This is a genomic window from Bizionia argentinensis JUB59, assembly GCF_000224335.1.
Classification (GTDB): Bacteria; Bacteroidota; Bacteroidia; order Flavobacteriales; family Flavobacteriaceae; genus Algorimicrobium; species Algorimicrobium argentinense.
On record NZ_AFXZ01000019.1, the window covers coordinates 1 to 16,539 of the forward strand.

Below are 16,539 nucleotides of genomic sequence, written 5' to 3' on the forward strand. Positions count from 1 at the left end.
CATCTCGATTACTTACCCAACGCAACCACTTCCACTTAAAAACAAAAAATCCCGATCAAATTAATGATCAGGATTTCTTTATTCTGGTTGGCCCACTAGGTTTCGAACCTAGACTCTTTGGTACCAAAAACCAACGTGTTACCAGTTACACCATAGGCCAATCTCGTAATGAGGATGCAAATTTAAAACAATATTCCATTTGGGCAAACATTTTGTGAAGAAAAAATTATTTAAAAACTTAACCTTTCCTTAAAAGCATGATGAATGTAATATTTATTGTTAAATTCGCCTTATCTAAAAATTGCAATTACATGACAGATATTAGCTTCAAAAAGTGGAATACTATTTTAGGATGGTTCGCTTTTTTAGTCGCATTCATCACCTTCGGACTCACAGTTGAACCAACAGTAAGCTTTTGGGACGCAGGGGAATATATATTAACTTCCGCAAAACTACAAGTAGGTCATCCTCCTGGAGCACCACTGTTTCAAATGCTGGGAGCCTTCTTTTCTATGTTTGCTTTTGAGCCTTCCCAGATTGGTTTTATGATGAATATGATGAGTGCCGCCGCAAGTGCATTTACTATTTTATTTATGTTCTTTACCATCACACTTTTGTTAAGAAAGATGATTGGCGAACCAGAAACACTTAATATTACACAAAAATTCGCCATTTTAGGAAGTGGTTTAGTTGGTAGTTTAGCATTTACTTTCACTGATGCGTTTTGGTTTAACGCCGTTGAAACGGAAGTTTATGCCATGGCAACCTTAATTATGTCTGTTTTATTTTGGTTAGGATTACGATGGGAACGCGAAATGAATGAACCTAGAGGTAATCGTTGGCTGATTTTAATATCTTTTATAATAGGATTGTCGTTTGGTGTTCACTTCATGGGATTACTAACCATTCCAGCTATTGGATTAATATACTATTTCAAAAATTATAAGACAGTTACCGTAAAGAACTTCATTATTGCAAATGTAGCGTCCGTGGCTGTTTTACTTTTTATCTTTAAACTATTAGCGCCAAATATTCTACGCATTTTTAGTGCAACAGAAATTTTCTTCGTTAATTCTATTGGCCTCCCTTTTAACTCCGGAACTATTTTCGCTGGAATTGTATTAGTGGCCATAATTTACTTCGGTTTAAAATATACGCGCGACAAGAACTACATTCACCTTAACACAGGTATTCTATGTATCACATTTGTTATTGTTGGCTTTTCGTCTTGGTTAATGCTTCCTATTCGTGCTAACGCCAACGTGGTTATTAATGAAAACGACCCCAGTGATGCGCGTGAACTTTTAGCTTATTATAATTTAGAACAGTATCCAGAAACACACTTATTATACGGGCCTCAATTTAGCGAGCAATATTCTGGTTTAGATGAAAATGAACCATATGTGGATGATAAGCCAAACTATGAAAAAGATAAAGAAGCCGGAAAATACATTATTATAAACGACTGGGAAAAAGCACGTCAGAATTACAACTCGGAGCATGCTTCTTTACTCCCACGTATGTGGAGCGGTGATAATGCCGAAAACTATATGATTTTTTCTGGTTATTTAGATTTTAAACTAAAGCCTCAATATCAAATGGAAAACGAACTGCGAGCAGCCATAGGCAGTTTTAAAAATGATGTTGCCAATGGTATGGTTGATTATGAGGATTACCATAAATTCCTAAAACAGAATAGTCATCTTATTGACGTTGAAAAACCATCACTTGGAAGAAATGTTGCATACATGTTAGAGTACCAGTTAGGGTATATGTACTGGCGTTATTTTATGTGGAATTTTGTTGGAAAACAAAATGATATTCAAGGAAAACTAGATAATTTTAATGGCAACTGGTTAAGTGGTATTAATTTTATTGATGAATGGCATTTAGGCTTGCCACAAACAGATTTACCAAGTGACGTTGCAGAAAACAAAGGACGAAATACCTATTATTTCCTACCACTCATTCTGGGTTTAATTGGATTATTTTTCCTTTATAATAAAGACAAAAAGCTATTTTGGGTCACACTTGTATTCTTCCTATTTACCGGATTAGCAATTCAGATTTATACTAATGTCCGACCATTTGAACCACGAGAGCGTGATTATTCTTTAGTAGGCTCATTTTATGTCTTTGCTATATGGATTGGGTTCGGTGTATACGCTTTAGTGGACATGTTTAGAACAAAACTAACATCTACTTTATTAGCACCTGCCGTTACAGTACTATGCTTGGCATTAGTACCAGGCGTTTTAGCTGCTAATAACTGGGATGATCATGATCGTTCAGATAAATATACAGCACGAGCAATGGCGAAAATGTATCTGGATTCCTGTGGAGAAAACGGAATTTTATTCTCCATTGGCGATAATGATACGTTTGCTTTATGGTATGCACAGGAAATTGAAGGTTACAGAACCGATGTTCGCGTGGTTAATACGAGTTTATTTCAAACAGATTGGTACATAGATCAAATGAAGCGTAAAGCTTATGACAGCGATCCTATCCCTTCCACATTAACTCATGAACAATATCGTTCGGGAACCCGAGATTATGTATTGAAAAAAACGCATTATTCTGATGACCAAGGAAGGCCTGTAAAATTATTAAAACAGGACACATTACTTCTTAAAGATTTTATGGACTTTGTAAGTAGTGATAATCCTAAAACTAAGTTTAAATATATTGCAGAACTGCAAGGTGAAGACCCTAGTTACTACCCTTTACAGTTGCAGAAGTCTAATTATTTCCCTGTTGAAAATATTCGCGTGCCTGTAAACAAGCAAAATGCTTTAAAATATAATATTGTTAAAGAAAAGGATGCCGATAAAATGGAGGACTTTTTGGATATTAAAATAACCGAAAGTGCTATTTACAAGAACCGTCTATTAATGTTGGATATCATTAATTCTAACGACTGGAAACGCCCAATTCATTTTACAGGTGGTGCTTTTGGCAGCGACGATTATATTTGGATGAAAGATTACCTGCAACTAGATGGAATGACTTACAAGCTAGTTCCAATAAAAACACCAGTGAACCGCGCAAATCCATTTGATATGGGACGCGTAGACAGCGAGCTTATGTACAACAAAGTGGTTAACTGGGATTGGGGTAATAGTGGTAGTCCAGATATTTATCACGATATAGAAACACGTAAAAACTCTATAACATACCGTGGAAACCTGGCTCGCTTAATTGAGCAGTTAATTAATGAAGGTGAAAAAGAAAAAGCAGAAGAAATAGCCGACATCGCTATGACCAACATGCCTGTAGATTACTTTGGCTACTACACGCTTTTAGAGCCGTACATTAGTGCCTACTATGAAGTTGGTGCTAAAGAAAAAGCACAAAAACTCTTTATGCAGGTCGCTGAAAAATATCAAGAAAACTTGACGTATTACAGTAAGCTGGATGAGGCACAACAGCGCCAAGTATTTGAGAAAATCTATACAGATATTGAACGTTATAAAGGTCTTATAGACATGGTACTTACTTACGATAAGGAATTTGCAAAAACAGAGACAAAAACGTTCTCTAATTTCTTAAACTTATTTAGTCATTTTTACGGCAATGAAGATGTTCCAGAAGTGGAACAATCAGAAATTGATCAAACACCAGAACCAATTGATGTGGATATGCTTCAAACAGATACATTGAGCATCACGCCAGAAGATTAATTTTTATGGGAATTATTCCTGTTAAAACACCGACTATTATAAAAAAATTACTCCCAGACTATGTTTGGGAGTTTTCTACTTCAAAAAAGGTGTTATATCTTACTTTTGATGATGGCCCTACTCCTGAAATCACCCAGTGGACATTAGATATTTTAAAACAATTTCAAGCAAAAGCAACGTTTTTCTGTATTGGTAATAACATTCAAAAATATCCAGATATTTTTCAGGCTATTCTCAAGTCAGGACATCGCATAGGAAACCATTCTCACACACATATAAAAGGTTGGCGCACATCTATTAAAAATTACGTTTCAGATGTCAGTAAGGCACAAATTATTATAGATTCAGAATTAAAAAAATGTGAAGTTGAGAATATAAACCTAAATGCTTCGCTTCTATTTCGCCCACCCTACGGTCAAATTAAACCGAGGCAAGGGAAAGCCCTAAGAGCATTAGATTATAAAATTATTACTTGGAGTATTTTATCGTTTGATTGGGAAAAGGAAACAGATCCAGAAGATTCCTATTTCAATGTGATTAATAAAGCTGAACCTGGTAGTATTATTGTGTTTCATGACAGCGTTAAAGCATCCAGAAACCTACAATATGCACTTCCTAAAGTACTTGCTTATTTTTCCGATAAAGGCTATCAGTTTAAGACTTTACCTATTTAAACGTATTCTTGAATAATGCCTATAAGTGTATTAGCATCTTGCTCACCACTATGCCGCCATTTCATTTCGCCATTTTTATAGATAATTAGCGTTGGTGAACCTTTAACGCGAAGCGCTTCGGCTAATTCCTTATTTTTATCTACATTAATTTTAATAACTTTAGCTTTATCGCCAAGTGCAGCTGCTACATCTCGTAAAACGGCATGCATGATAGTTGATTGCTCGTTACTTTCCGTAAAAAAATCTAATAATACAGGAATGTTAACATCAATAAGTTCCCCGAATTTTGACATACATTATAAGTTTAAGTCAAATGTGCTCTAACAAACCTACGCAAAAAAAATTATTCTGACTAACAAACAATCAAGTCAGATGGAGCAAAACATCAATTTAAGCCTTTTTAACACCTTTTTTAAGCTCAATCACAGTTACTTCAGGCCAAATACCCACTCGGCCAGGAAAGGCATGATAGCCAAATCCACGGTTAACATTAATAAAACGTCCAAATTCTTGATATAATCCAGCCCATTGTTTATAGATATACTGTGAAGGACTCCAGCGGAAAAACCCAGGAATTTCAATTCCCATTTGTAAACCATGTGTATGCCCACTTAAGGTTAATTGATAATTAAAATCATCCTCCTTCACCTGAAATTCCCAATGTGATGGATCATGCGTCATTAATATTTTAAAATCTTCCTTTGAAACGTTTTCTGAAGCTTTTTGTAAATCTCCAGCTTGATTAAAACCTTTTCCCCAGTTTTCTACACCGATTAATGCTAGTTTCTGACCGTCTTTTTCAATGTAGCGATGTTCATCTAATAATAATTCAAAACCAATTTTTGGATGGACATCTTTAACTGCTTGGAAGTTTTTTAATTTGTCGGCAGGCGTGTCCCACTCCACATAATCGCCATAATCATGATTTCCCAAAACAGAAAACTTACCGTACGGCGCATGCAGGGTTTTAAACATATCAATCCAATCATCCATTTCATCGGCCTTATTATTAACCAAATCACCAGTAAAAAGCATTAAATCTGTTTCCTGCTCGTTAATTAAATCTACACCATATTGAATCTTTTCTTTATTAGTAAAACTACCGGAATGGATATCGGAAATTTGTGTGATTTTAAAACCATTAAAAGCATCTGGTAAGTCTTCAAAAGTGAGTTGATATTTTAAAACTTTAAAATTATAACGCCCTTGAACAATGCCGTAAATGAAAGAAGCAAATGGAATGGCCGCCAAGCCTAACGCGATTTTTGATAAAAATATTCTGCGACCTTCAAAATCGGCTGTTGCGCCAGGCGAAATCCAAGAGAGGCCTTTTTTAAATACACGAAATATATCTTCGCCAAACATAAAAGCGACTATTAACAATTTCGGAATTAAAATAGTAAGCATAAAGCCTGATACCAATTGAAAAGCATTGGTTTGTCCCGCACCGCTAGGCGTTACATACAATACATAAATAAAATAACCATAAATAACTATAGCGGAAAGAATCCAAATCCCTCGAATTATTTTATTTTTTGTAATAGCTTTTATGGCCTGAAAGGCATAAAATTCCACAGCGAAAATGATGACCGAAAATATAATAATTACAATAATCCAACGCGACATAATAGTTGTTTTTTCAAGCGACTGTAAAGTTACTGCTAAAAATACCAAGCAATTTTTAAGGTGATGTTAAAGTTTAAAATTCACTTAAACTTTTAGTGTCTGTTTAAAAAAATTTATTTGGGTTCATTTCATAACAAATCAAGTTAATTGTCGGAAAAGAAGTCACTTTCATTACAAAATAAGATTACATCTTTTTAAATTAATTTTGAAGAAGACGTAATCATATAACCATCACCAGTTTTAATTATCTCCTATTTAATAGCTACTTAAGATAACTCCAAATATTTTTATTTACCTAAAAACCAAACTTTTCAGCTTCTTATTAATATTTTCCATTATTTTCAAGAGGAATAAACGCGTTTTTCTAGAGCCAAAATTAGCATTACAGGTACTAACATATAAAATAAAGTCAACTGTTTCTAATCTGGTTTAAAGCGCACGGCACAGCCATTATTTATTGTTTCGTTATTTATCGTATACAATATAAGCCGAAACCGTCCAATAATTGATTTTATCCATTTCTATGGCTTGTGCTTCAGGAATAGAAAATGTAAAAACATGATCACCAGTAGCAATATTTCCAAGCTCAATAATTTCCGGTGTCACATCACTTCCAGGACACCAATTAGATCGTGAATAATCTGATGAGGCAATGCGCTCTTCAATTTCTTTTCCTTTCCAAGTTACCTTTTCAGTCCAAACACCGGATGATGGATTAAAGCGCCTGAAACTGGCACAGTCATCACGCCATGGCACAAATTGCTTCACGATATTATTATTGAACTTTATAATATTTTCTTTTTCTGTAAACTCATCACCTTCGGCATGTCCACCGTGACCAGTAGTGATATAATATAATTTGGCATTCTTTAAAGTTCGATTAACAGGAAGGTTTACTTGCAAATCACCTTTATGAAACCCATCATAAAACCGCTGAGCGCCTGAATATTTACTGGTATTTAAAACAGGTATTACACCTTGTTCATTCTTCAAATGATTTGGGACATCACTCTCTTCAAAATCTAAACTAACCGATACATTATAACCTTCCTTGGTCCAAGTATCAATAAAAACACCGATATAAACCTCGTTTTCCAAAACAGGTAAAAGTTGTGTAATATCTTGTTCCCACTTTACATTTTCTTCCCATTTAGGGATATAAACTGGTTTTAAAGTGGCAACACGTTCATTATCATTAAAAAAACCGACTCCAAACGGCGTCATAAAACGCAATAATTCAATATTCGGTTGATAGGATTTGTTGTCAATTACTTCAGAAATTATTCCTGGAAAACCTGTTGCAAATTGTTCTTTCTTTAAATTATCACTTTCAAAATCTAGCAAATTCAAATCAGAAGATGCAGGAACAACAAACAATGAACCTGATTTATCCCAAGGATCACCATTAGAAGTGAGCGTCATTTTTACGGACACTTTCGGCTGTTTTGTATAATTGGGCAACGTTACTTTTTTAAGTAAAACCCGACCTGCATCCAACCTAAAAATAGAATCGGTTAGTTGAATACTATCGTTTTTAAAGCCCATATCGAAATAGATATTGGCGTCTTCAAAAATGGTTATTTGTTCATCGCCAATTGGATTTAAAGGCTCTTTGCAAGCCAAAACAAATAGAAATACTAAAAAAATATAGTGTAATTTCATGATTGAATTTGTTTTATTATCTGCTGAATAATTTCTACAAGTAACAACTTGAGGTTTATTTCCAAAATACGTATGATTATTTTCTGATGAAATAATATTTATGAATTTCATAAATAAAATTAATCGAATTACTTAATTCAGTAAGGGATTAATTACATCCAAATCTTATTCAACCACAATTTCATCAATAAAAGTCCAAGAAGGATTTTCAGAGCCCCGTTTGCCTTCTGGAATAAGACCAGCATTAAAGACTCGCAATTTTATAAATCGTGTTGTTACTTTTTGTTTGAAAGTAACAGGCGCCAATAAAGTTTTGGAAATGGGTACTGCAACTTCAAAAACCTCTTTATCATCAAATTCTACTTCAATTTTTTCGGGCGCATAAATCCACTGTCCATGTCCATTATGAAACCTTGTAGAAATAGAGTTTATTTCTGTTTCTATGCCAAAATCGATGGTTATTTCGACATTTTCACCCCAAAACCCTAACCATTCTTTATCGCCATAGCGCTCATTACTTCCAGAAATACCATTAATTAAACCATTGGAACCGCTTCCAGGATATGCATGATGCGGTTGCACATCTAATGTAATTTTTTTGCCTACCGCCTTATGCCAGTTAATTGTTTGATTAAAAGTTGTACCTAAGGCCTTATTCTCAGAAAAAATTTTGGCCTTTAAAATCGCGCTTTGACTAATCGGAATACCAGATTTATAAATTTCAGAATCAATAGTGGGGTCAGAACCATCCAAAGTATAATGAATAACTTTTCCAGGTGTAGACGTTTTCAAAATATACTCTGTTTCATTCCCTTTAGAGACCATTTCACCTTCAAGTTCATATAAATGATTGGCAAAATTAATATCTAAAGCATCCATTCTTTTATGAAAATTTTCAACTCGAGAAATAAAGTCTTTGTAATTCTTGCGTTCCGAACTTGACCAAACAACTTCACTTAGAGCTAATATTCTCGGAAAAACCATATACTCTACTTGTTCTGAACTTGGCATATACTCCGTTAACACATTGCCTTGCGCACCCAAAACATATTTAGCCTCTTTATTAGTTAATTTCTCTGAAATAGGATTAAAAACATACACTTTTTCTAGATTTAAAAAGCCACCAGTAGCGAGAGGTTCATGTTTATTTTCTGATTGATAATAATCGAAATAAACATGAGATCTAGGCGTTAACACCACATTATGATCTTTTCTAGCAGCCGCAACAGCACCACCATAACTTCGCCAGGACATAATAGTAGCTTTTGGTGCTAAATTACCTTCCAAGATTTCATCCCACCCCATAATTTGTCGGCCTTTACTATTCAAATAGTTTTCCATTCTAGAAATAAAATAATTTTGCAGGCCGTTTTCGTCTTTTAAGCCTTCCTTTTGAATTAAGGCTTGACAATGATCGCAGTTTTTCCATCTCGTTTTTGTCGCTTTCGCCCCTCCAATGTGGATATATTCACTTGGAAACAATTCTAAAACCTCATCAAAAACAGCTTCTAAAAACGCAAACGTTTCTTCTTTCGGACAATAAACAGCCTCAAAAACACCACCTTTTGTAGCAACTTCAACCTGTTTTCCCGTACAACCCAATTCAGGATATGCGGCGATGGCTGCTTGCGAATGTCCTGGTATATGAATTTCAGGGATCACGGTTACAAATCGTGCTTGGGCATAGGTTACAACCTCCTTAATTTCTTCTTGTGTATAGTATCCACCGTAACGTTTACCATCAAACTTTTGCGGTTGGGTATTATAATGACCAATTAAGGTTTCCTTTCGATAAGCTGCAATTTCTTGTAATTTTGGATATTTTTTTATTTCAATTCGCCAGCCTTGATCATCCGTTAAATGCCAATGAAAGGTGTTCATTTTTAACATGCCTAAAGCATCGATATATTTTTTAATAAAATCCACAGAAAACATATGGCGAACGACATCTAAATGCATACCGCGATAAGCAAATTGCGGTTCATCCTGAATGGTAATATTCTGAACAGCTATTTCATCTTCTGAAAACGACTTACTTTCAAGTTCTACAGGTAATAATTGCCTTAAACTCTGCACAGCATAGAATGCACCATGATCCGTTTTTGCTCGAATTATAATTCCTTTATCTGTAACTTCTAATTTATAACCTTCATCATTTTTAATGCTTTCATCTTTCTTAAAAACAATATCATTACCGGATTTAAGTTGAAAAGAAGTTCCAGACTCTATATAATTCTTTAAAAAATTTCCAGCAACTGAAAATTCTTTATCAAAATTCAGGCTTGTTTCATCTGAAATTAAAAAATAACCTTGCTCAATAGATTGCTTTAAAGGCTTGGGTATTATTTGTGGTGAAAAAGTTTGCACCGGTTTTTTGGAACAACTGAAAATAATAGTCACAAAAACTAAACATAGGAGGGATGTCTTAATTTGCATTTTTAGTATGTTATAAGCGTTAAATACACTAATCTAACAATCTATTTAAGGATATTCCACATTTTGACAATAATATTATAAAGAACTTACTATTACATGTTTACATTTCAGCTTAAAGCATAATAAAACGCTTCAGAATTCACCAAAATATCATTGATTCTCTGCTTTCGCATGCAACAAACAGGATTTAAAAGAAGAACCTTAATCAAGCAAACATTGTCAGTATGAGCGCCATCATGTCTGACTACAGGCAGTAAAAGACCTTGACTTTAGCGCAAAGTAGCTTTTAAATTTGATTTGCTAAAACCACTTAATCGTTAAGTTTACAAGCTTCTTCTTCCAATTGGTATAAGGCGGTATTAATAAATCGACAGCACTAATAGTATGTTGTTTTAAAACCGAACGCTGATTGGTGAATTCTCGAAATCCGAAAACACCATGAGATTTTCCAATTCCACTATTATTAGAACCTCCAAACGGCAGATTATGATTTAAAAACTGCAATAAAATATGGTTAACACAAGTACTTCCAGCACGCGTATTTTCAATAATATAATCGATTGTTTTTTTGTTTTTACTAAAAATATAAAGTGCTAACGGTTTTTTATTAGCATTCACATAAGCCACAGCTTCCTCAATGGTTTTATACGTTTTTAGCGGTAAAATAGGCCCGAAAATTTCTTCCTGCATCAAGGTTGTATCTTCTGGAAGATTACTCACCAAGGTCGGTTCTATATAACAATCAGATACGTTGAAATCCCCACCAGACTCGACTATACTTCCTTTGATTTTAGCATCTTCCAACGCTTTTGTTAACCGTTCAAAATGCTTACTATTTACAATACGACTATAAGAGTCCGAACTTTCAGGGTTTTCAGAATAGAAGGTATTCACCTCTTGTTTAAATAACGCTACAAATTCAGGTTTTAAAGACTCCTGAAGCAGCACATAATCTGGCGCAATACAGGTTTGTCCTGCATTGGTAAACTTGCCATAAACAATTTTTTTTACAGTTTTTTCTAAATTCGAAGAATCATCAATAATAGTTGGCGATTTTCCTCCTAACTCCAACGTCACGGATGTTAAATTCTTGGATGCGGCTTTCATTACAATCTTTCCAACGGCTGGCGAACCGGTAAAGAATATATGATTAAAAGGTAATTCCAATAACGCTTCAGAAGTTTCGACTTCACCTTCAACCAAAGCTATTTCGTTTTCATCAAATAATTCTGACACTATTTTCGCCATTAACTTGGATGTATTGGGCGTCATTTCCGAAGGTTTTAAAATAGCTGTATTTCCACCAACTATAGCCGAAACTAATGGTGCAAATGTGAGGTTTATAGGATAATTCCATGGCGAAATAATTAAACAAACACCTTTGGGTTCATTTACTATAAACGAACTACTCCCAAGCAAAGAAACGGGCGTCGCTACTTTTTCAGGTTTCAACCACGATTTTAAATTAGAAATAGCGAATTTAATTTCATCAATAACCGGATAGATCTCTGTTAAATCGGTTTCTAAAAATGGCTTTTTAAAATCTTGAAAAAGCGCTTCTCGAATGTCTTGTTTATAGGTGTTTTCTAAAGCATCTTGCAAGCGTTTTAATTTGGCAATACGTTCCTTATAGGTCGTATTGCCAATTTTAAATTGATTTGCTTTTTGCTTTTGAAATAATTCGGAAAACGGGTTTTCTGTATTCATACTAGTTCTTATTCAGCATTAAATGGTTCTCCTCTAGAATCTTGTTCTTTAAACTTCTGAACGAGTTCCAAAGCATCTGGAATAACATCGCTACATAAAATAATGAGTGAATCTTTTACCGCATTATTAACAGCAAAGGTAATCGCCTCTTTTTCTGAAGGAATAATGGTTATTTTCTTATTTGGATCTTTAGCCTTAATACCGTCGTTTAATAAATTAATGAGCTCTTCTTCCGTTCTTCCGCGTAAACGTTTGTCTTGGCGGATAATTATTTCGTCAAACATATCCGCGGCGATGCTACCTATTTCATTAGTATCTTCATCACGCCTGTCTCCTACTCCTGCAATTATTCCGACTTTTACTGAACATTCAATCGTATCTGTAAACTCCTTTAAAGCCAACATGCCTGCTGGATTATGAGCATAATCTAATAGAATGGTGAAGTTTTTAAATTTGAATAAATTTAAACGACCTGGTGTTTGAGTTGCCGAAGGAATAAACGTTTCCAGTCCTGCTTTCATATCTTCAATACTAATACCTTGTACGTGCGCACCTAAAACGGCTGCGAGCACATTTTGAATCATAAATAGCGCTTTGCCGCCATAGGTTAATGGAATATTTTCAGCTTTCATTATTCGCATTTTCCATTCGCCCCGGCAAATAGTAACGTAGCCATCTTCATATACGGCAGTTACACCATTAAGTCGCTGCATAGCTTTTATACGCGGATTATTTTCATCCATTGAAAAGAGTGCAACATTGCAATTAACAGAACGGCGCATGTCATAAACCAAATCATCATCCGCGTTTAGAATTGCATAGCCATCCGGTAAAACCGTTTCTGGAATAACACCTTTAGCTTTGGCTAATTGTTCGATAGTATGAATACCTTTTAAGCCTAAATGATCGGATGCTACATTGGTAACAATACCCACATTACATTTTTTAAAACCGAGTCCAGCACGTAATAATCCACCGCGCGCACATTCTAAAACGGCAAAATTTACGGTTGGATCTTTTAGTACAAATTCGGCACTGGCAGGACCGGTGCAATCTCCGGTCATTAGTAATCTATTCTGAATATAAACACCATCACTTGTGGTATATCCTACGCGATAGCCTTTCATTTTGGCAATATGTGCCATTAAACGCGTTGTGGTTGTTTTTCCATTTGTTCCTGTAATGGCTATAATTGGAATACGTCCTGTATCACCTTGATTTGGAAATAATTTATCAATAACATGACCAGCAACATTTCGTGGTAAACCTTTAGTTGGTGCCAAATGCATTCTAAACCCTGGCCCAGCATTTACTTCTAATACAGCACCTCCTGTATCTGAAAGAGGTTGAGTAATATCGGTGGTCATAACGTCAATTCCGCAAATATCCAAGTCAATTATTTTTGAAATACGTTCTGCCATACTTACGTTTGCGGGATGCACGATATCAGTAATATCTTCGGCAGTTCCGCCCGTACTTAAATTGGCAGTATCCTTTAAAATAAGCATTTCCCCATCTGGAATTACAGAATCTAAGGTGTAACCCGCATTTTTAATTATAGTTTTAGATAAATCGTTTATCGTAATTTGCGTCAAAACATTTTCATGCCCGTAACCACGTCTTGGATCGCTATTTACGATATCAACTAATTCTTGAACGGTAGATTTTCCATCACCAATAACATGAGCAGGCGTACGTTTTGCGGCAGCAACCAATTTATTATTAATAACTAACAAACGGTAATCTTCACCAATTATAAGTTTTTCAACAATAACCCCTGTTGAAATTTCTTTAGCTGCATGAAAAGCGACTAGGGCATCGTCATAATTTTTAATATCTACAGAAATACCACGACCGTGATTACCATCGACAGGTTTAATTACTAAAGGATAACCAACATAATTACACGCCTCTTCCAAACTACTTTCACGTCGAATAATATCGCCACGAGGCACTTCTATTTGAGCTTGTTCTAGTAAAAATTTGGTATCTTCTTTATCGCAAGCTAATTCCACACCAATACTACTGGTTTCTGATGTTACCGTTGCCTGAATACGTTTTTGATTGGCGCCGTAACCCAACTGACATAAAGAGTATTTATTTAAGCGTATCCATGGAATTCCGCGTGCTTCCGCTTCCTCTACAATAGAACCAGTACTTGGCCCTAGACGTTCAACTTCACGCAATTCACGCATGTGCTGAATATCCTCTGTCATATCATAGTCTTCGCCAGCAATTAAAGCTTTACAAATATCAACCGAAATTTTTGCAGCGTAGCGTCCAACCGATTCTTCCATATAAGCAAATACTACGCTGTAAACACCCACCTCACCATAGCCACGAGTTCTACCAAAACCCACATCCATACCAGCAAGAGTTTGAACTTCAAGCGCGATATGCTCGATAATATGCCCCATCCAAGTACCATCTTTAACACGCTGAAAAAAGCCACCAGCTTCACCAACCGAACAGCGATGCGAGTGCATAGTAGGAAACATAGTTGTTAATCGTTCATAAAAGCCATCAATTTTATTGGATGGTCTTTCTTCCATTTCTCCAAGGTCTAAGACCATAACTATTAATCTATGTCTACGTATTGACCAGTAATTTGGCCCTCTCATGGCGTTTATTTCTCTTATTATCATTTATGGTAATTATTAGATTGGAAATGAATAGTTATAAATATAGAATTTTTAAACTTAATAAGTTTATTTTTGCAATTTGATTTTTTACAATCATATTTAACAACAGACAATGAGCACAATACACATAAAAGGCACTTTAATTCCTATTGGCGGAAACGAAGACAAAGGTTTTGAAGAGAATGAAATTCATCGTTTGGATTACGTTGAAGAAGGTATATTAGCACATGTTGTTGATGAAGCTGGCGGCAAACAAGCTACAATAGTAATAATTCCAACGGCATCAAGTATCCCTATAGAAGTCGGCGAGAATTATTTGACAGCTTTTGCAACTTTAGGCTGTACAGATGTTACAGTTTTAGATATCCGATCGCAAGAAGATTCTGAAAGCGAAGATTTCATCAACCAGATAAAATCTGCAGATTGCGTAATGTTTTCTGGAGGCGATCAATCTAAAATAGCCAAACACATTGGAAACTCCACCATTCATAACATATTATTGGAGCGATATAAAAACGATTCCGGCTTCGTTATAGCAGGAACGAGTGCAGGTGCTATGGCTATGTCTCAAGAAATGATTGCCGGCGGTAGTGCCGCAAAATCTTTTGTGAAAGGTGCTGTAAAAATGCGACAAGGTTTAGGTTTAATTCCTGAATTGGTAATTGACACGCATTTTATTCAGCGTGGACGTTTTGGACGAATAACAGAAGCTATAGCCAAATTTTCTAAATGCACAGGCTTCGGATTTGCTGAAGACACTGGTATGATCATCAAAAACGGCAAAAACTGTACTGTTATTGGTTCAGGAATGGTAATTGTTTTTGATGGACAGAAACTAACACATAACAACCAAAAAATACTGGATGAAGGCACACCAATGACTATGGCGAATTTAACCCTTCATATTTTAGCCAACGGCGATCAGTACAATATTGAATCGCATCAGGTAACTGTTTTACCTATTGAGGCACCTTTTATATAAATCTTCGTATAATAATCAGTTACGACTAATCTCATTCTTATTTTCTGCACGCGACAGACGCCTGCTGACAGAATATAAAAAGATCCCTTTCTTCAAAGGGATTTTTATTTATAAATAGAAATCTCTTCAAGCCCGTATTCGTCAGTCGCGACAGATGATTTATAAGCGCGATACATCCCTTCCGTATTAAAAGGCATTGCAATATTACCTTTGGCATCTACCGCTACTAAACCGCCATCGCCGCCAAGCTCAAGAATGCGTTTGTTTATAACTTCGCTTGAAGCGTCTTGCAAACTCATGTTTTTATGCTCCATTAAACAAGCCACATCATAAGCCACAACGCCTCGAATAAAAAACTCACCACTTCCGGTGCATGAAATCGCACATGTTTTATTGTTTGCATAATTTCCTGCGCCAACCATCGGGCTATCACCCACACGACCCCACTTTTTATTAGTCATTCCACCTGTAGATGTTGCTGCAGCAATATTTCCGTTTTTATCGCAAGCCACGGCACCAACGGTTCCAAATTTTGAATCCTTCTTTTTAGCATGATCTAATTGAAAACTGTCGGTATCTTTAATTTCTAACCATTGTTTATGTCGAAATTCATCATAAAAATAGATCGCATCTTCAAATTTATAATTTAATTCTTTGGCAAAACGCATAGCGCCTTCGCCAGCCAAAAACACATGATCGCTTTTTTCCATGACATCTTTTGCCAGACTAATGGGGTTTTTAATTCCTGAAATTAAACTTACCGCTCCAGCATTTAGAGTTTTACCATCCATAATGCATGCATCCATTTCATGGGTTTCTTCGGCAGTAAAAACACTCCCTTTTCCAGCGTTAAACAAATGTGAGTTTTCCAAAAGCATAACTGCTTCCTGAACTGCGTCTACGGCTGTTCCACCGGATTCCAATATGGAATACCCTGAATGTAACGCCGTTTTTAAAGCTTGCTTGTATTGCAATTCTAATTCGGGCGTCATCATACCTTTTACCAAGGTTCCGGCGCCACCGTGTATGGCTATTGAAAATCTATTCATCTGTCTAATTTTAATAGTTATCTTAATTCGGCATTATAGATTGGGAAATTACAAATAGAAAATCAAATGTCATACAAA

General features: G+C 35.5%; 10 protein-coding genes and 1 tRNA gene. 3 read left to right on the forward strand and 8 right to left on the reverse strand.

All coding sequences use genetic code 11. From position 1 onward, the window contains the following. Positions 1 to 84: 84 nt before the first annotated feature. Positions 85 to 160: transfer RNA gene (locus tag BZARG_RS06365), tRNA-Gln, on the reverse strand. A gap of 151 nt (positions 161 to 311) precedes the next feature. On the opposite strand from BZARG_RS06365, the gene BZARG_RS06370 reads away from it, so the two are divergent. Further along, on the forward strand, positions 312 to 3,683 hold the full coding sequence (locus tag BZARG_RS06370) for a glycosyltransferase family 117 protein (RefSeq protein ID WP_008636709.1): 3,372 nt from the start codon (positions 312 to 314) through the stop codon (positions 3,681 to 3,683). 5 nt (positions 3,684 to 3,688) lie between these two features. Beyond that, positions 3,689 to 4,357, forward strand: a complete 669-nt coding sequence (locus BZARG_RS06375; RefSeq protein ID WP_008636589.1) for a polysaccharide deacetylase family protein — start codon at positions 3,689 to 3,691, stop codon at positions 4,355 to 4,357. On the opposite strand, the gene BZARG_RS06380 is transcribed toward BZARG_RS06375, so the two are convergent. The 6 genes from BZARG_RS06380 to cphA form a co-directional block, all read right to left on the reverse strand. Further along, positions 4,354 to 4,650: a thioredoxin family protein gene (locus tag BZARG_RS06380; RefSeq protein WP_008636674.1), complete on the reverse strand. Its 297-nt coding sequence runs from the start codon at positions 4,648 to 4,650 to the stop codon at positions 4,354 to 4,356. The genes BZARG_RS06375 and BZARG_RS06380 overlap by 4 nt on opposite strands. Positions 4,651 to 4,747: 97 nt before the next feature. Continuing rightward, complete coding sequence (locus tag BZARG_RS06385) at positions 4,748 to 5,983, reverse strand: metallophosphoesterase (protein ID WP_008636607.1); 1,236 nt, start codon at positions 5,981 to 5,983, stop codon at positions 4,748 to 4,750. A 465-nt stretch (positions 5,984 to 6,448) separates the two neighbouring features. After that, complete coding sequence (locus BZARG_RS06390) at positions 6,449 to 7,645, reverse strand: PNGase F N-terminal domain-containing protein (RefSeq protein ID WP_040288097.1); 1,197 nt, start codon at positions 7,643 to 7,645, stop codon at positions 6,449 to 6,451. A gap of 165 nt (positions 7,646 to 7,810) precedes the next feature. Beyond that, positions 7,811 to 10,012: a beta-N-acetylhexosaminidase gene (locus BZARG_RS06395; protein ID WP_237702579.1), complete on the reverse strand. Its 2,202-nt coding sequence runs from the start codon at positions 10,010 to 10,012 to the stop codon at positions 7,811 to 7,813. 369 nt (positions 10,013 to 10,381) lie between these two features. Next, positions 10,382 to 11,788, reverse strand: a complete 1,407-nt coding sequence (locus tag BZARG_RS06400; protein WP_008636724.1) for an aldehyde dehydrogenase family protein — start codon at positions 11,786 to 11,788, stop codon at positions 10,382 to 10,384. 8 nt (positions 11,789 to 11,796) lie between these two features. Next, the gene (gene cphA, locus BZARG_RS06405) at positions 11,797 to 14,433 is read right to left on the reverse strand and encodes a cyanophycin synthetase (RefSeq protein WP_040288083.1); all 2,637 of its coding nucleotides are present in this window, start codon (positions 14,431 to 14,433) and stop codon (positions 11,797 to 11,799) included. A gap of 109 nt (positions 14,434 to 14,542) precedes the next feature. Here cphA and BZARG_RS06410 point away from each other — a divergent pair, with 109 nt between their 5' ends. After that, entirely contained in the window at positions 14,543 to 15,412 is an 870-nt protein-coding gene (locus BZARG_RS06410; protein WP_008636590.1) for a cyanophycinase, read from the forward strand. A 104-nt stretch (positions 15,413 to 15,516) separates the two neighbouring features. Here BZARG_RS06410 and BZARG_RS06415 read toward each other — a convergent pair whose 3' ends face one another. Beyond that, a complete protein-coding gene (locus tag BZARG_RS06415) occupies positions 15,517 to 16,461 on the reverse strand; it encodes an isoaspartyl peptidase/L-asparaginase family protein (protein WP_008636778.1) in 945 nt (314 codons plus the stop codon). Positions 16,462 to 16,539 lie beyond the last annotated feature (78 nt).